This window comes from Thiomicrorhabdus indica (assembly GCF_004293625.1).
In the GTDB taxonomy this organism is placed as follows: Bacteria; Pseudomonadota; Gammaproteobacteria; order Thiomicrospirales; family Thiomicrospiraceae; genus Thiomicrorhabdus; species Thiomicrorhabdus indica.
This window is the reverse complement of the sequence record NZ_CP033040.1, coordinates 2,413,458-2,430,819: the sequence shown is the minus strand read 5'-3', so window position 1 is coordinate 2,430,819 and position 17,362 is coordinate 2,413,458. Positions and strand designations below refer to the sequence as shown.

The window sequence follows — 17,362 nt, the reverse complement described above, 5'->3', positions numbered from 1 at the left end:
TTAAGCCCCCGATCCGATCCGGCTGAGAGTTTTTTTCTTGGCAAATTTGGCACGAATCACTGAGGCACGGTCCGAATCGTCCAAGAAAATTTTGATTTTGCGTATATCGCTATTGGTCTCAGGAATTAGGCGCTTTTCAAATAAGTTCACGCGTTGAGTGATTTTTCGAACCGCTTCTTCCAGTATGGCGGTTCTTTTTGCGCTGATTGCTGCTTTGGCACGAAGAATTGCGACTTCTTTTAAGGTTTTGATAAGCGCATCCACCCAATAAGGCGTTGCTAGCATAGAGTAACTTTCCACCGAAAAATGTGTGTCTAGGTATAACGGCAGGGTGACGCCGAGCAAATTTTGCTCACTTTCATCAATGCCAGTGACTTTTACTAAACCATTGACTTGAATATCGGTGTTCGCAAGCAGCCCAATCCAATCTTCTGCCTGAGTAAGTCGGTTGTCGATTTTCTGCATGTAAGACTCTTTTTCGGCGCGCGCTTTTTGTAACTCTAACATCAGCTGTTGGCGCTTTAAGTCCAAAGACGGCAGGTAGCGTTTATACATTCCCAGCTTGTCTCGGGATTGCTTTAATGCCGTTTTATTGAGTGCAATCTTCGCTGCCATAATCAGCTGGTTCCAGTTTTGTCGAAGGTCGGTTGCGCTTCCGGTTCTTTACCGGCCGGGAAATATTTATCGATTAAAGCGTCTTTCATTAATAACTCATTGCGAGAGAAGCACTCTGCAAGAATTTCCCAGCCAAGATCGAGCGCGTCATTCAACGGTAAGGACACATCAATATCCATAAAATGAGCGGTAAAGAGCTCTCCAAATTGCAAGCATCGTTCATCGAAGTCAGATAGCTCAAACGCCATTGCGCGTTTTTTCTCGGCCTCTTTGGCATTGGAGTAAAAGCGGATCATGGTATTCATTAGCTGAGAATGGTCTTCACGAGTAACCTTACCGATGACTTGCTGTTTCAGGCGTGACAGCGAACCAAAGGGATCGAGCATGCCGTCATGCAAATAGAACTGGCCTTCGGTGATGTAACCGGTATTGTCTGGCACTGGATGCGTCACATCATTCCCCGGCATGGTGGTGACCGTCAAAATGGTCACAGATCCAGCCCCTTGATAGTCGCAAGCGCGTTCATAGCGCACGGCTAGCTGTGAATATAAATCCCCCAGATACCCTCGGTTGGATGGAACATATTCCATCGCAATACCGATTTCTTTCATGGCGTCGGCGTAGGCGGTCATATCGGTCATTAAAACCAATACGCGTTTGCCTTCTTCCACCGCAAAGCGTTCAGCCACTTTCAAGGCCATATCCGGAACCAATAGACGTTCTACAATCGGGTCGGAAGCTTGGTTGACAAACATTACGGTTCGAGCAAAAACACCTTCGTCTTCAAATGTTTTTCGGAAAAAGTGGTAGTCGTCGTAAATCAAACCCAAACCGGCAAAGACTACAATATCGGCTTCGGCCTGAATGCCGATACGAGCCAGCAATTGGTTATAGGGTTCTCCGGCGATGGAAAAGATTGGAATCTTCTGACTTTCCACTAAGCTGTTGAACATATCAATCATTGGGATATTGGTATGCACCATTTTGCTTGGCAAAACGCGTTTAACAGGGTTGACTGTTGGCCCACCTATATCAACTTGAGGATCAGCCTTTAGGGATGGTCCGTTGTCGAGAACCTTTCCTGAGCCACCAAATACTCGGCCGAGAATATTGGGTGAATAGGTTGCCTGCATTGGGTGGCCTAGAAATTGAACTTGTGCTTTGGTTGATAGACCTCGAGCACCTGAGAAAACCTGCATAGAAACCACATCGCCTTCTAGGCGAATAACTTGGGCCAAGGATTGCTCGCCATCATGGTTTTCGACAACGGCCAAGTCGCCATAGGCAATATTTTCTGCTTTAACCTTAATAATATCGCCGATGATCTCGACCACTTGCGTGTGGCGTGTCAGTTTATCCAGCACAGGTTTTCCCCTTGGAAGTCTAAAGAAACTCTGATTCGATCAGAGGTTCCCTAATCAATCGTTATGAAATAAGCTAAAAAGTCGTCTAGGTATTTTTGCTTGTTCAGTTAGATAGAATATCCATTTGATTTTACGAATCTAGACATAAAAAAATATTTTTTTTGAAAAAACGATTTAATGTCTAACAACATAATCGAAATCAAGATACGCGCTTCGCGAATTCACAAACTTTTCTTGTCTGTTTCGCACTCCCGATGAATTCTTTTTTCATTACGTATTTGTACGATTTTTTTACTAGTATGTTTTTTGTTTAAGTGCTATTTTTAGACGTATTCTTATTGAGCTTTTTGGAGTTACGATGAAAGTTGTTTCCATGATTAATGGTTCCTTGCTGTCTGAGTCAGCAAGTTACTACGCGATCTCTTATGCCCAATCTGTCAATTTGCCATTTACGGCACTATTTATAGACAACGGTAAAGAATCAAAGGAACGCGTTCAAAAATCAGTTGAAAGTTTGCATGAAATTGCTGAAGCACATAATGTAGAGTTTGAGTTTATTGAGTTGCAAGGCGATGTCATTGAGCAGCTTCAACACTTTTGCCAACTCTACGCGGTTGACACTCTATTTTGTGCAACACGCCAAGACTCCAAATTGCGTTCATTCAGCGAAAATATTATTAAATCCGATATCGAGACCGATATTGCAGTGGTGAAAATCAAAAATGTCGCCCATGTAAAAAGTACCGGCCGGTTGATGTTGGTGTCTAAAGAGCAAATCAATCCACATACGTTTGTTCTTTGGTTAGGACTGCTAAAGCATAGCGACGGTTATGGTCGAATTTATCTGGCTTCGGAAAAAGGGTTTGCCAAGGCGACGACCAAGTCGGGGCTCAAATATCTGGCTGCCCCCTTTATGCAGCTAGCAATTATGGCGGGCATTTCAGAAGAAAATATTGAAGTGATTAATGCGATAAAGCCGATGGGAGCAGAAGGATTACAGCGCTATGTTGTCGAAAATAATATGGACTTATTGGTCATCCGTTCTGGGGTTTATCCCACTAGGCAACTCGCTGATATAGGTGATCACTGCAGCGTCAATTCAATTGTTTTCTATCCATGGAAGGGGTGAGCAATGTTATTTAAGCAGCCCATTGAAAAAGTCTTTGCAGAGGTCAAAAGCTCTCCGAAAGGGTTGCATAATGGCGAAATTGACCGTCGTTTACGCGACTTTGGTCCCAACCAAATTGCACAGACGAAAAAGAAAGATTACCGAATTGAATATCTCAAAGAATACATCAGTTTTTTCCCTATTTTGCTGGAAGTCGCAGGGCTGTTAGCACTGGTAGCGCACTATTTTCAACCCGGAGAGGGTAATGACATCCTCGCATATGCGGTATTCGCTGCGGTTTTTATCAATGCAACCTTCACGTTCTGGCAAAAGTTTAAAGCCGACAAAGCGATGGAGGCCTTATTAAAACTAGTTAAATCGGAAGCGATGGTTTTGCGAGATGGCGAGACAATGACCATTGATGCGCGCGATGTGGTGCCGGGTGATATTCTGATTTTGAGTGAAGGCGATAAAGTGGCAGCCGATGCGATTTTGTTCGAATCGAATGATTTGTATTTAAATCTTTCGGTTCTGAATGGTGAATCCACGCCGTCATTGCGAAATTTGAACCATGGTGATGCGACCCGTGAATTGGATGCCAAAAATATGGTATTTGCCGGTGCCGCGATTACCAATGGGAATGGTCTAGCGGTGGTGGTTGCCACAGGAGAAGCAACTGAGTTCGGTAAAATTGCTCGTATGACCGCTGAGGTTGGAAAAACTGAAACGCCGATCGAAAAAGAAATTAAGCACATGACCAAGATTCTGACCTTATTGGCGTTAGGTGCCGGGGTTGTTTTCTTTTTATTGGGTTGGTTCTCAGATCGAGGGTTATTAATTTCTGCGATTTTTGCACTGTCGTTAATTGTCGCAAATGTTCCAGAAGGGCTCTTGCCGACCATTACCTTATCTCTGTCTTTAGCTTCTCAGCGAATGGCGCGTCGCCAAGCCTTGATTAAAAACCTGAACTCGGTGGAAACTTTGGGTTCGGCCACCGTCATTTGCTCGGATAAGACGGGAACCTTGACCCAAAACGAAATGACCGTGCAAACGGCTTGGTTACCCAATGGCTGCGGCTGTTCGGTTACGGGAAAAGGCTATTATGAAGATGGCGAGTGGCAATTTACCGGAGAGCCGGGGCGATCACCGCATGAATCGAAAAGTACGACCTTTCCAACTTTGCAAAGGGTGTTGCAACTGGCAGCGATCAATACCCATGCTCAAGTTGATTACAAAGCGAAAACCTCATTTGGCGACCCAACCGAGATTGCACTATTGGTTGCTGCACAAAAAGCACAGGCAGAATTTGGTGATTGGGAAAAGGTGAAAGAGTACGCGTTTTCCTCTGAGCGGAAAATGATGTCCACGTTAGTTAAACCGGCCGGTGAATATAAGGAAAGCTTAGCGGTAAAAGGGGCTTTAGAGGCGGTCTTGCCCTTGTGTAATCACTGGCAAGGCGACAGTGGCCTTCAACCGTTGGATTCAGACAAAATTGCAGAGATTAACCGTCAAAATGAAAAAATGGCAGCACAAGCGTATCGAGTTTTGGCCATTGCCACAAAAGTCGGTGATGGTGAAAATGATTTAGTGTTTGTTGGTCTACTTGGTTTAATGGACCCTCCGCGAAATGGCGTCAAAGAAGCGGTGGCACAGTGTTACTCGGCACATATTCGCGTCATGATGATTACCGGTGATAACCCGATTACTGCTCGTGCAATTGGCGAAAAAGTTGGTTTGAAAATCGATGAGGTTTTAACGGGGCATGATCTAGATCATCTTGGTGATGATCAATTGCGAGGCAAACTTAGAGACAAACATTTGTTGTTTGCTCGAATGGCCTCTGCTCAAAAACTGCGGATTGCGCAATTATTGCAGGACAATGGTGAGGTCGTTGCCATGACTGGCGATGGCGTGAATGATTCGCCTGCTCTGAAGAAGGCGGATATTGGCATTGCAATGGGGTCTGGAACCGATGTGGCGAAAGAATCTGGTGACATGATACTGTTGGATGATAACTTCAAATCGATTGTGGCGGCTGTCGAAGAGGGGCGTACGGTTTATTTCAATATTAAGAAATTGACGACTTATATTCTGAGCTCTAATGTCCCAGAAATTGTTCCCTATATATTGTCGTTTTTCTTAAAGATTCCATTACCGCTATCGGTGATTCAAATTCTGTTGATTGACTTGGGGACTGACCAGTTGCCTGGTCTCGGGTTAGGATCTGAAAAACCTGAAAAACACATTATGAAAAGACCACCTGTCGGCAAAGATGAAAAGATTTTAGATAGAGAAGTCTTTAAGCGTGGTTATTTTATGAATGGAATGTTTGAGGCTGGAGCCGCGATGTTTGCCTTCCTCGGCTTTTTATTTCTCACAGGTTGGGAATATGGGGATTTGGATATTTCGGATGAATATCATCGACAAGCGATGACCATGACTTTGTTGGGCGCGATTACTTGTCAGATGGCGAATGTTTTCACATTGCGTTCTTGGGAAGATTCTCTGTGGAATTTGCAAGGCACCAACAAGATGATTTGGTTTGGTGTTGGCACTGAGGTGTTTTTTGTGCTGTTGATTTTGTATGCACCACCGGTACAAACCGTTTTTAATACGGCAACTGTGCCGTTGGAATATCTTTTGTTACTGATTCCATTTCCCGTTATGTTGCTGCTGAATCACGAATGGTACAAAAAACGCCAGCGTGATAAGTGGGCAAATTATGCTCGCGCATGAAACTTGACCGGCCGGCAGAAAAACTGTTTTGTACCGGCCGGTATTTTATGAAAGTTGTTTTGTAAACTGTGCAATTCGTTCGACCGCTTCTTCAATTCGATTATTGGTGTAGGCTAGACGAACGTGAGTTTTGCCTCCAGATTTGCCAAAGTCTGTTCCGGGCGTAATCGCGACACCGGTTTGTTCGAGAAGTTCTGCACAGAATTGTTCGGAGTCATCCGTGAATGCAGACACATCCCAATAAATATAAAAGGCACCGGCCGGTAAAGTTTTGAGCTTAAAACCGGCGTTTTGCATGGCTGAAATTAAACGGTCACGTCGGTGTTGAAAAGTTTGCCGGCGGGTTTCAAGCTCGCTTAATGCTTCGGGTTCCAAAACAGCGAGCGCACCATATTGCGAAGGAGTGGGCGCGGATAGATATAAATTCTGCCCAAGTCGATCCAGAATGTCGATTAAATGGGCTGGCGCGATTGTCCAGCCTAAACGCCAACCTGTCATTCCGAAAAACTTGGAAAAAGAATTTATGACAATGATATTTTCAGGTGTTTTTTCATGCCCCAAGATACTCTCTGCCGGCCGGTCATAAACCAAACCTTGATAGATTTCATCGACAATAAAATAGCAATTTTTCTCAGCTAAGAAATTTGCCATTTTGAGTAGTTCTTCTTGCTCAATGAGAGTGCCGGTTGGATTCGCAGGACTGGCGACCATGACCGCTTTGATGTGGGGCTGCCAATGCTTTTCCAAAAGCTGGGTGGTCAACTGGTAATTGGTGGTCACATCGACCGGAATTGATTCTACATTGGCTTGTAGAAGCTCCACAAATTGGCGATTACAGGGGTAGGTAGGGTCTGGCATTAAGACGGTATCGTTTGGATTTAATATCGCGGTCAAAACAAGTTGTAATGCGGAAGAAGAACCTGGGGTAATCACAACTCTACCGGCCGGTATCTTTGCGTTGTAAAAGTTTTGATAAAACTCGGAGAGTTTTTCTCGAAGCGCCGGTAAACCTAAAGTTGGCGTGTAATGGGTAATGCCTTTTTCAGCCGCTTGCATGGCGGCCTGATGCACGCAAGGCAAAGAGGCAAAATCCGGTTCGCCAATTTCCATGTGAATGATGTCGCGGCCTTGAGTTTCAAGTGCTTTGGCTTGTCCAAGAATTTTCATAACGCGAAAAGGAGCGATTTGGGCAGCGGTTTTGGAAATTGGTAGATGCAACGGTTGGCTCATAGGTTTTGGCTTCGTGATAGAATTAAGAGTTTGTGAATTTTAATTGATTTGGAGGTCAAATGCCGTCTTTTGATATTGTGTCGGAATTGGATAAGCATGAGTTGCAGAATGCTGTGGATCAAGCGAATAAGGAAGTGACGACGCGCTACGATTTTAAAGGGACTGGGTCTGAATTTACGTTGAATGACACTACGGTGACAATGAGTACGGAATCAGATTTTCAGTTGAAACAGATGTTTGAGATTTTGATTCAAAAAGCCAATCGTCGCGGTATTGATATTAAGTGCGTTGAGGAAAAAGATCCAAATGTTCAGTTAAAGTCTGCGAAACAAGATATTGTCCTACGTGAAGGTTTGGATGCGCCAATTGCCAAAAAAATTGTCAAATTGATTAAAGACAGTAAGCTTAAGGTACAAGCGCAAATTCAAGGCGAAAGTGTGCGTGTCACGGGGAAAAAACGTGATGATTTACAGGCGGTGATGCAGCTTTTGCGTGGCAATGAAGAGATTGATATGCCGTTGCAATTTAACAACTTTAGAGATTAAGCAATGCGAGTACAACAGACCATGAATTTAAATAAAGAACAGGCTACTAATATTGCGTCCGTATTAGCTGAGGCTTTGCCTTATATTCAACGTTTTTCAGGTAAAACGATTGTGGTGAAATATGGCGGTAACGCTATGACCGATGAAAAACTGAAAGCCGGTTTTGCACGAGATATTGTTTTGATGAAACTTGTCGGTATGAACCCAGTAGTCGTTCATGGTGGTGGGCCGCAAATTGGAAACCTGTTGGAGCGTGTTGGTAAAGAATCAGAATTTATTCAAGGGATGCGCGTCACCGATACTGAAACCATGGACATTGTGGAAATGGTATTAGGGGGATTGGTCAATAAAGAAATCGTGAACCTGATTCATCAACATGGTGGAAACTCTGTTGGCTTGACAGGGAAAGACGGTAATTTAATTTCCGCGAAGAAATTGCATTTGAAACCAACCGATCCTGAAGCGTCAAAAGATGAAATTATTGATATTGGTCATGTGGGTGAAGTGGATAAGATCAACACCAAGGTCATTGAAATGCTCATTTCAGATGACTTTATTCCTGTGATTGCACCGGTAGGTGTTGGTAAAGATGGTCATTCTTACAATATCAATGCTGATTTAGTTGCAGGAAAGGTAGCCGAAGCTTTAAATGCTGAAAAGCTTATGTTGTTAACGAACACGCCTGGTTTATTAAACAAAGAAGGTGAATTGCTAACGGGTCTGAACGCGCAAAGTGTTGATGCCTTAATCGCGGATGGAACGATTTATGGTGGGATGTTGCCAAAAATTCGATGTGCGCTAGATGCGGTTGAGTGCGGTGTGCAAGCCGCGCATATTGTTGATGGTCGTGTGGAACATGCGGTGATGTTGGAAGTCTTTACCGATGAAGGTGTCGGGACATTGATTACTGCAGAATAAAACCGTTTGCGAGTCTAAAAATTATTGCCTTTCCATGGCTTTTGAGTAATTATTTTAGTGTCTTATATTTTATTAGAGGAATAGTAAATGGAATTGGATTTAGCTCAGATGGTGAATGATTATGTGATTCCTTGGGGAATCAATATCTCTTTGGCCATCGTTATTTTTATTGTCGGTCGTATGGTGGTTCGACTCGTAGTTGGACTTGTCAAAAAGCTGATGAAACGTTCTGGGAAAATGGACGAAATGTTGGTCAATTTTGTGACCTCTATTCTCAGTGCGATTTTATTACTGTTTGTCATTGTCGCTTCGTTAGATCAATTAGGCGTTGACACCACATCTCTGGTTGCATTGATTGGTGCGGCTGGTTTAGCAATTGGTTTGGCTTTACAGGGTTCCATGCAGAACTTTGCGGCTGGCGTAATGCTGTTAGTCTTTAAACCGTTTAAAAGTGGTGATTTTGTCGAAGCTGGCGGTGTTATGGGTGTAGTGGAATCCATCAATATCTTCAGTTCAACGTTCCGCACTGGCGATAACAAGGAAATCATTGTGCCAAATGGTTCCATTTACAGTGATTCAATTACCAACTACTCTGCGCGTGAAACTCGTCGTGTCGATATGGTTTTTGGAATCGGTTATGACGATGACATTAAAAAAGCCAAAGAAATTTTGCAGCGTTTAGTCGCAGAAGATGATCGTATTCTTCCTGAACCTGAGCCAGTGATTGCACTGGGTGAATTGGGTGCCAGCAGTATTGATTTCATTGTTCGACCATGGGTGAAATCTGGTGATTACTGGAAGGTTAAGTGGGAAATGAATGAAAAAGTCAAAGCGGCATTTGATGCTGAAGGAATTTCAATTCCTTATCCTCAAATGGATGTGCATGTTCATCAGGAATCAAAAGCGGACTAAATTTTCTTAAAAAAGAAAGTGGTGTGTAAGGCATGGGGTTGTCGTAACTCTGTGCCTTTTTTATTTTAAGGCGACTTATTCTAATGAAAAGGCGTTTTTGAGGATATGAATGGATTTTTTTGATCAGTTTTTACTGTTTGTCATTTCTCTTGTGGCTAATCTATTTTCGGCATTAGCGGGTGGTGGAGCAGGGCTGTTGCAATTACCGGCACTGTTGTTTTTAGGCTTGCCATTTGGCGTGGCGCTTGCAACTCATAAAGTTGCCAGTGTGTTTTTAGGGCTTGGCGCCACTGCTCGACATATGAAGTCTTCCACACTGGATTGGAAGTTTTCGGCTTTTATATTGGCAATGGGATTGCCCGGTGTTGTATTAGGCGCTAGCATTATTCTTCAAGTGGATGATCGAGTGTCACAGGGGCTTTTAGGTTTACTCACTTTGGGTCTCGGCTTGTATTCTTGGTTTAAACCTGGGCTTGGACAGATAACTGAAGCGGCTAACCGCGATCTCAGAGGTTATCTATTGGGTGGTTTAGTGTTATTTGTCATTGGTGGATTAAACGGTTCTTTAACCTCTGGCACAGGTTTGTTTGTGACGCTTTGGTTAGTCCGTTGGTTTGGCTTAGACTACAAATCAGCCGTTGCTTACACTTTGGTTTTGGTGGGTATTTTTTGGAATGGATCAGGAGCTCTGACTCTAGGGATTTTAGGTGAAATAGAATGGTCTTGGTTGCCAGCGTTGATTTTAGGTTCTCTGATTGGCGGCTATCTTGGTGCTCACTTTGCCATTGTTAAAGGAAATAAGTTAGTCAAACGCGCCTTTGAAATTGTGACAATTTTGGTTGGAGTGAGTTTGATGTTAAAAGCAATGAGTTAGTCTATAAAAAGATGTATACCGGCCGGTAAATATAGATATCCCATGTGAATAAAAAAACCGCCTAATAGGCGGTTTTTTTATTGAAGTAAGCTTGTTAACTAAACAAATTCAGCTTCTTAAAAGGTTTTGGAATCATTAATTGCTTAATGATTTCAACCTCTTAAAAGGTTTTGAAATCGTTACTTATTTAACAATTTCAACCTCTACGCGGCGGTTTTCAGCGCGACCTTCTGCAGTTTTGTTGCTCGCAATAGGTTGAGTTTCACCGGAACCATTTGCATTGATACGGTCAGAGGCAATGCCTTTTTCTTCAAGGTAACTTTTGACAGCCATTGCACGACGCTCAGATAGTTTTTGGTTATAACTTTCAGCACCACGGCTATCTGTATGACCAGTCACTTTCACAGACGCGTCGTTCATTTGGTTTAGGTAGTCTGCATAAGTATCAAGGTCACCAAATGCGGCTGGTTTTAGCTCAGAAGAATCAGTATCAAAGAATCCTCGGAATTGAACCGGTACATTTGGAACAACTGCTGGCTCTGCAACAGGTGCTTTTGGTGCGATAACCGGCATTGGTTTTGGTTCTGGGGCTGCAACTACTGGTGCTGGCTTAGGTGTACGACCTTCGCACGCATCAATGGATGTTTCAACAGTCCAGTCAATTGAACGAACACAACGACCCCAGCGGTCACGAACCACATCGCCATCTTTATCGATGACATAAGCGGTTGAACCTGCCGATGGAATATCAGCAGCTTGTGTGTTGAATGCCGCTACAGAAAGTGTCGCCATCGCGACCATTGGTAGAAATGTCTTTTTCATAAGTTCCCCTCAAATATTAAGACAAAACATCAATTTGATGTTGTGGATATGGATGATTAAATACGCGTAAATAGTAGCATAGATTACTAAAGTGCTTAAATTTTAAAGTACTTTAAAAACTTGTTAATAAATAGGTTTTCTATGGGAAAGAGCCAAACATTCATTTCTGAGAAATATCTTTAGGGCGAATAAATTGCTGGAGCTTTCCGTCACCCGATTCTAAATTTTGCCAGCTACCCGGAAGGATAAAATGCGCAATGGAAGCAGTCGGGAAAAGTTGTGTATCATGATTGGGATCTTGGTGGAGTAAAAAACGGTATAACTGTTCCAAGCCTGGATTGTGGCCAATAATCATTACTCGGTGAACATTGTCGATGTTTGCCAGTACTTGTTTTAGAGTGTCGAGTTCTGCTAAATAGAGTTCATCAAGAGTCTGAAATTCAGAAGGGCATTCTTTGCAGATTCTTCGAAAGGTCTGTTGCGCACGCTTCGCAGGGGAAACTAGAATTAAATCGGGGGTTAGTGCATTGTCTTGAAGCCATTTGGCGACTTTGGACGCTTGCTTTTTTCCTTTGGATGAAATTGGCCGTTCAATATCCGAATGGTCCTCATCTTTCCAATCCGATTTCGCATGACGGAGCAAAATCAATTCGCGTAATTTATGCGTCAAGGCAAGATCCTCATAAATTTACGGCCGATTATTCACCGGCCGGTCAATAGTTAACCAATTCCGTACTCAGAACGGTAGCTTTTCATTGCGTCTAAATAACGAGTACCTTCATCACTTTTCTCGAGGTAAGCGATAATGTCATTTAAATCAATAATTGAAACCACTGGAATACCATATTCTTTTTCGACTTCTTGAATGGCAGACAGTTCATTTTGACCTTTTTCCATACGGTCCAGAGCGATTACTACTCCGGCTGGCTCTGCGCCATTTGAGGTGATTATATCAATGGCTTCGCGAATTGCCGTACCAGCTGTGATGACATCATCAATAATCAGCACTTTACCCGTCAGTGGTGCACCAACAATGTTTCCACCTTCACCGTGATCTTTTGCTTCTTTGCGATTGAAAGCATAAGGTGTATCCAAGTCAAAGTCACGAGCAAGTGAGACCGCTGTGGTTGCCGCTAGCGGAATGCCTTTATAAGCTGGACCAAATAGGACGTCAAATTCAATGCCAGAGTTGGCAATGGCGCCGGCATAACCTTGTGAAAGGGTGGCCATTTCTTGTCCGGTATTAAACAAACCTGCGTTGAAAAAATATGGGCTTTTTCGACCAGATTTTAGAGTGAATTCGCCAAGCTTTAAAACGCCGGTATTCATGACGAAATCGATAAATTGATTTTTATCCATTGGTTGAGGGATCCTTTTTACAAGTCGGTTAATGTTAATCTTTGTGCAGAATTCTAGCAATTAATCTTTTTAATCTGGCGCTTCAGAAAATTAAAACTGTTCGTCAAATTCTTCGATTCAATCAGAGGTTCCTTAAGGAAATAATTCATAGCCAATAGCGACATGCGTGCTTTTGACAGGACTTAATGATATTGAGATGTTGAAGCATTTAAGTCGAACTGATTCCTGCAAAGGTTTTAAGCTGAGCAATCTCTTCTGGCCAGATGTTTGGTTCTATGGTTTCTAACGTCAGGGGGATATTATCGATGCGAGGGTCTTGCATGATTTTTTCAAAACATTGCCAGCCGATTTCACCTTCGCCAAGGCTATGGTGGCGATCAACTCTTTGACCTAACGTTGCTTTGGAGTCATTTAAATGCATACCTTGTAGGTATTTAAAACCAATGACATCGCTGAAATCTTGCATTACGCCCTCGTAGTCGTTTTTTAAGTCATAACCACCGGCATAAGCGTGACAGGTATCAAAGCAGACACCAATTCGAGATTTATCTTCTACTTTTTCTATGATGTGTGCCAACTGTTCATGACGATGACCAAGGTTAGAACCTTGCCCAGCGGTATTTTCGAGTACAGCGATCACATCGTTTGTTTGTTGAAGGGCTTCATTAATGGATTCAGCGATGTAGTCCAAGCAATCCGTTTCAGAAATTTCCCTTAGATGGCTGCCTGGGTGAAAATTTAAACGTCTAATACCAAGTAATTCACAGCGTTCCAGTTCATCAATAAAAGCATCTAAGGATTTTTGACGTTTTTCTGGCTCTGGATGCCCAAGATTAATCAAGTAGCTGTCATGGGGTAGGATTTGATCGGGCCCAAAGCCAAATTTTTGACAGTTGGCTTTAAATTCACGAATGCTTTTATCGGTGAGGGGTTTGGCTTTCCATTGCCGTTGATTTTTGGTAAAGAGTGCGAAGGCCGTCGCACCGATTTCGTGAGCGCGGATGGGGGCGTTTTCGACTCCTCCGGCAGCTGAAACATGGGCTCCAATGTATTTCATTTAGGCTGTCTGTCTCTTTTAATGTTCGGATACAAATTGTGGCTTATTGTACCAACTTATGATTTTTAAGGGTGAGCTTGCATAAGGTTTTTGGAAAAATTAAGAGGAAGTGAATAGTTGGCACAGATTCTGTTTTAACCCTCTCAAATAAATTTGAACTGTTGGAAATTTTGACTCAGCAGAGACGAAACTTAGGGCAAATAAAGAGGAATTTGTTATGGCGATTGATTTAAGAACTGTTGAACCATTGGCATCAAAAAGTCGAATGGGTGGAAGTCAGGGGTCTTTGTTGGAACAGGCATTAAAACGAGGTTCCGCGCAAACGTCCAGATCAGGAGGTTATCACCGTGATATGGATATTGATGACGATATGATGAATGATATGCCTCGTCAAAGTTTTGTGCCGTCTGAACTGGAGTGGGTTCAGCAAGATAAAGAATCTTTACAAAGCCTCGTTAAGCAGATGGATGCAACTATGGGCGATTTAAATCGTCAATTGCAACAGGTGAAAGTGCAATCTTTGCAGTCACGTTCTGAAATTGAAAAAGAGCAACAACTTCTCTTTAAGCAAATTCACACGCTAAATGGTTTGATGAATAAGCAAGTAAAGATTTTTTCTGCGATGGAAAAGCAGATGAGTGCTTTGGATATTAATCGAGGGCCGGTTTTACAAAATGCCGCTGTGGGGATTATTGCAGGTCTGGCTTCAGCAGTGACTTTGGTCGCGTTATCGCCTTTAGCGTCAACACTCTTGCAGCGCATGATGGGTGCCTAAGACGTCCTTTCAGTAGTTTTGCTATTATTGCCTCATTTCCTCTATTGCAAGCTGTGTTAACTCAGCTTGCTGTCATAAGTTTGTCACTCTTTCAAAGTATTCATTTCCTAAATTTTGGTAGCATAGCGATACTTAAATTTGTTGGATGTTGTTATGACAGCTGTTCTCGCCAAAATTCAATCGAATCAACAACTCACGCCGCAAGCGGACAAAGATATTTTTTCAATTGAGTTGGTTCCATTAAATGAGACTCATGCATTTGATTATCAACCAGGTGATTGGGCGTTGGTTTCAGGCTTAAATCCTGATAGTTTGGTTGAGAAAGTTTTAGCCTTATTGAAGATTGATTCCAAAGCCGAGGTGGAGCTGAAACGTTTTGGAAACTTACCGGCCGGTAAAGCTTTAGTCGAGAGTTTAGAAATTACACAACTTAACCCTGCGATTCTCAATAAACTGCAACGCCAGTTTCAGATTGGGTTGGATCGCTGGTCAGATCGTGCAGCGATGATGGACTATGCGCAAGGAAAAGATGTAGTTGATTTACTTGAAGATATTCCAGAAATACAACGTTTGGGTGCTGACTTTTTGCAGTTGCTTTCACCTTTGGCTCCCCGTTATTACTCGATAGCGAGTGCCAATACTCACGACGTTGCTTCATCACTGTCACCGTTAAGACTTCTGTATCGCCGCGTTGAATATCAATCTTCTGGACGGACTCGTTTAGGGGTTGTGTCGAATTGGTTGGCGAATCAACCGGCCGGTAAAGTTTTGACGATTGATATTAAATCTAATCCTACCTTTAAGTTACCGGCCGGTAAGGATTCTCCGATTATTATGATTGCTAGTGGCACAGGTTTAGCGCCATTTCTAGGGTTTATGGAACAGCGTGTTGCCAACCAAGCAACCGACAATTGGCTGTTTTTTGGTGAAACAGATCCAGAAAAAACATGCTTGCATTGTGAAAAATTGAATGCTTGGAAAAATAAGGGGTTTTTAAACGTCGATTTTGCATTTTCCAGAGTGGAACCAAAAGCGTATGTGCAAGATGTGCTCAAGCAAAATGCCGATAAAGTTTGGGAAAGTTGGCAACAGGGTGCACTTGTTTATTTGTGTGGCAGCCAAGATAAAATGGCGGTGGCGGTGCAAGCCTTATGGCAAGAATGGTTTGCTGAAAAGCTCAATTTGACAGAAACGGAAGCCGAGAATTACTGGCAACAAATGCGCAGAGAAAAGCGTATTCAAATGGATGTGTATTAGCCCGCTTAGGTAAAAGGTTGTATTAGTTTATTCGTACTACACGCTTTGCGATAACCATGAAAGGCCATCGCAAAGCGAACAGTATGAATAAACCTCATGAATAGAGTCCTGCTTTTAACACAGAGTTAGCTCAAATCCTGCATCAGCCAAGTTTTTGGCTTCGGTTTCTAAATCCAATCGACTGAGAGGATGTTCTTCCAGCCAATTATTTTCAAATTCAAGGTGAATCTGGTCATTATCCATAATCACGAGTGTTGGCTCTGGTGTGTTTTGGTCTCGACCTCGATGAATTCGTGTGGCAAGACGCAAAATCAACGTCAAATAGGTCAGTTGTTGAGCCAGTTCTTCGTCAAATTCTGAGAATAAATTTCGATTGAATTTACCGCGATGATGAAGCGTCAACAGGCTAAGAATTTGTTTCTCTTGCTGGTCGAAACCGGCTAGTTCTGATTGGTAAATTAAATAGGCACTGTGATGGCGGTAGCGTTTATAGCTGATTGCTTTACCACATTCGTAAAGCTGACTTGCCCAAGTGAGCAACTGCGCAAAGTTATAGTCCGAACCATGCAGGCGCCAAACATTATGAGATTGTTTAAAAAGCGAAAGGGCGGTTTGCGCAACCTGTTCACCATGCGCTTCGTCCACTCGCATCCATTTTTGCAAAGCTCGTACGCTACTATTACGCGCATCATCGGCATAGAGTCGACCAAGTGTGTCGTAAATCAAACCTTCGCGTAGAGCGTTGGCAGAAACTTGCATGACATCAATTTCAAGTTCCATAAAAGTTGCCATTAAAATTGCTAAACCTCCGGCTAAAACCGGTTTTCGCTCGTCTTTTAATCCTTCTATTTTGGCGGTTTCACAGCCGCCAGCGGCAATCAGCTTATCTGTGAGCTTTTGCAGGCCGGTAAATGTAATGCCACCTTCACTCCATTGATTCTGTTCCAAGATTTGACCAATAGCTTTAATGGTTCCTGAGGCGCCGAAAGCGCAATCCCAGCTCTGTTGCTTGAGTTGCTGAACATGGGGGCGAAGAATTTGACGACATTTGGTAATGGCGTCAGCCATTTTCTCAAGCGTGATTTGGTCATTATCAAAAAATGCTTGAGTCATGGATACGCAACCCATTTCGGTCGAGGTCAAATGACTGTTTTGAATGCCTTTACCGATAATGTATTCGGTACTGCCACCGCCAATATCCATGACTAGGCGTTGTTCATCACTTTTTGGTAAGCCATGAGCAACCCCTAGATAAATTAGACGAGCCTCTTCTTGGCCGGCAATAATTTGAATGCTGTGGCCGAGCGCTTTTCTTGCTTGAGCAAGGAACTCTCTGCTGTTTTTTGCATTTCGCAAAGTGTTGGTACCTACGGCACGAATATTTTCAGCCGGAATATCTTTTATGCGTTGGCCAAAACGTTCTAGGCAGGCAATGCCATGTTCAAAAGCACTCACGGTGAGATTGTTTTTTGAATCGAGGCCGGCCCGTAAACGAACCATTTCCTTGTGTTTATCGACTATTTGCACTTGCCCGTGAGTTTGTCGAGCCACAATCATGTGAAAGCTATTGGAGCCTAAATCTATCGCTGCATAGAACGCATCTTCTTTAGGACTGATTCCAATGGATTCAGGTGAAAGTGCAAAGGATGTCTGAAGGGTATCGGACGTTATGGTTGAAGTCTGTGTATTGGGCATAAACCGCATTCCATTCATGAAAGGCAAAATTAATGGTCGCTAAGTTTAGCGCTTTTTTTGCTTTTTCTGTGTGAGGAAACCTGATTTTTTGTCTG

Annotated in this window: 16 protein-coding genes; 8 read left to right on the top strand and 8 right to left on the bottom strand. The window is 43.0% G+C overall.

Annotated features, from left to right (window positions below; translation table 11 throughout):
- Together D9T12_RS10625 and D9T12_RS10620 are read right to left on the bottom strand one after the other, a co-directional pair.
- Positions 1-615 carry a V-type ATP synthase subunit D gene (locus tag D9T12_RS10625; RefSeq protein ID WP_130538149.1) on the bottom strand — a complete coding sequence of 205 codons (615 nt, stop codon included), beginning with the start codon at positions 613-615 and terminating at the stop codon, positions 1-3.
- Positions 616-617: 2 nt separating this feature from the next.
- Positions 618-1,979, bottom strand: coding sequence for a V-type ATP synthase subunit B (locus D9T12_RS10620; RefSeq protein ID WP_130538148.1), 1,362 nt, complete (start codon positions 1,977-1,979; stop codon positions 618-620).
- Between the two features lie 358 nt (positions 1,980-2,337).
- On the opposite strand from D9T12_RS10620, the gene D9T12_RS10615 reads away from it, so the two are divergent.
- Positions 2,338-3,108 (top strand): universal stress protein, encoded by a 771-nt coding sequence (locus D9T12_RS10615; protein WP_240693181.1) that lies wholly within the window; start codon positions 2,338-2,340, stop codon positions 3,106-3,108.
- 3 nt (positions 3,109-3,111) lie between these two features.
- A complete protein-coding gene (locus D9T12_RS10610; protein ID WP_130538146.1) occupies positions 3,112-5,823 on the top strand; it encodes a cation-translocating P-type ATPase in 2,712 nt (903 codons plus the stop codon).
- 45 nt (positions 5,824-5,868) lie between these two features.
- Here D9T12_RS10610 and D9T12_RS10605 read toward each other — a convergent pair whose 3' ends face one another.
- Positions 5,869-7,053, bottom strand: coding sequence for an aminotransferase class I/II-fold pyridoxal phosphate-dependent enzyme (locus D9T12_RS10605; protein ID WP_130538145.1), 1,185 nt, complete (start codon positions 7,051-7,053; stop codon positions 5,869-5,871).
- Between the two features lie 59 nt (positions 7,054-7,112).
- On the opposite strand from D9T12_RS10605, the gene D9T12_RS10600 reads away from it, so the two are divergent.
- The 4 genes from D9T12_RS10600 (at position 7,113) to D9T12_RS10585 (ending at position 10,302) form a co-directional block, all read left to right on the top strand.
- The gene (locus D9T12_RS10600) at positions 7,113-7,598 is read left to right on the top strand and encodes a YajQ family cyclic di-GMP-binding protein (protein WP_130538144.1); all 486 of its coding nucleotides are present in this window, start codon (positions 7,113-7,115) and stop codon (positions 7,596-7,598) included.
- Between the two features lie 3 nt (positions 7,599-7,601).
- Positions 7,602-8,516: an acetylglutamate kinase gene (argB, locus tag D9T12_RS10595; protein ID WP_130538143.1), complete on the top strand. Its 915-nt coding sequence runs from the start codon at positions 7,602-7,604 to the stop codon at positions 8,514-8,516.
- A gap of 87 nt (positions 8,517-8,603) precedes the next feature.
- Positions 8,604-9,428 carry a mechanosensitive ion channel family protein gene (locus D9T12_RS10590; RefSeq protein ID WP_206199097.1) on the top strand — a complete coding sequence of 275 codons (825 nt, stop codon included), beginning with the start codon at positions 8,604-8,606 and terminating at the stop codon, positions 9,426-9,428.
- A gap of 109 nt (positions 9,429-9,537) precedes the next feature.
- Positions 9,538-10,302: a sulfite exporter TauE/SafE family protein gene (locus D9T12_RS10585; RefSeq protein ID WP_130538142.1), complete on the top strand. Its 765-nt coding sequence runs from the start codon at positions 9,538-9,540 to the stop codon at positions 10,300-10,302.
- Positions 10,303-10,485: 183 nt separating this feature from the next.
- On the opposite strand, the gene D9T12_RS10580 is transcribed toward D9T12_RS10585, so the two are convergent.
- From D9T12_RS10580 to nfo, 4 genes are all read right to left on the bottom strand, one after another.
- Complete coding sequence (locus D9T12_RS10580; RefSeq protein WP_130538141.1) at positions 10,486-11,124, bottom strand: OmpA family protein; 639 nt, start codon at positions 11,122-11,124, stop codon at positions 10,486-10,488.
- 160 nt (positions 11,125-11,284) lie between these two features.
- Positions 11,285-11,794: a phosphohistidine phosphatase SixA gene (gene sixA / locus D9T12_RS10575; protein ID WP_130538140.1), complete on the bottom strand. Its 510-nt coding sequence runs from the start codon at positions 11,792-11,794 to the stop codon at positions 11,285-11,287.
- 50 nt (positions 11,795-11,844) lie between these two features.
- Positions 11,845-12,483, bottom strand: coding sequence for an orotate phosphoribosyltransferase (pyrE, locus tag D9T12_RS10570; RefSeq protein WP_130538139.1), 639 nt, complete (start codon positions 12,481-12,483; stop codon positions 11,845-11,847).
- 208 nt (positions 12,484-12,691) lie between these two features.
- Positions 12,692-13,540 carry a deoxyribonuclease IV gene (gene nfo, locus D9T12_RS10565; protein WP_130538138.1) on the bottom strand — a complete coding sequence of 283 codons (849 nt, stop codon included), beginning with the start codon at positions 13,538-13,540 and terminating at the stop codon, positions 12,692-12,694.
- Between the two features lie 217 nt (positions 13,541-13,757).
- Between nfo and D9T12_RS10560 the strand changes: the two genes are divergently transcribed.
- Both D9T12_RS10560 and D9T12_RS10555 read left to right on the top strand, forming a co-directional pair.
- Complete coding sequence (locus tag D9T12_RS10560; protein ID WP_130538137.1) at positions 13,758-14,315, top strand: hypothetical protein; 558 nt, start codon at positions 13,758-13,760, stop codon at positions 14,313-14,315.
- 153 nt (positions 14,316-14,468) lie between these two features.
- Positions 14,469-15,572, top strand: a complete 1,104-nt coding sequence (locus tag D9T12_RS10555) for a flavodoxin domain-containing protein (RefSeq protein ID WP_130538136.1) — start codon at positions 14,469-14,471, stop codon at positions 15,570-15,572.
- Positions 15,573-15,686: 114 nt separating this feature from the next.
- On the opposite strand, the gene ppx is transcribed toward D9T12_RS10555, so the two are convergent.
- A complete protein-coding gene (ppx, locus tag D9T12_RS10550) occupies positions 15,687-17,267 on the bottom strand; it encodes an exopolyphosphatase (protein ID WP_130538135.1) in 1,581 nt (526 codons plus the stop codon).
- Between the last annotated feature and the right edge of the window lie 95 nt (positions 17,268-17,362).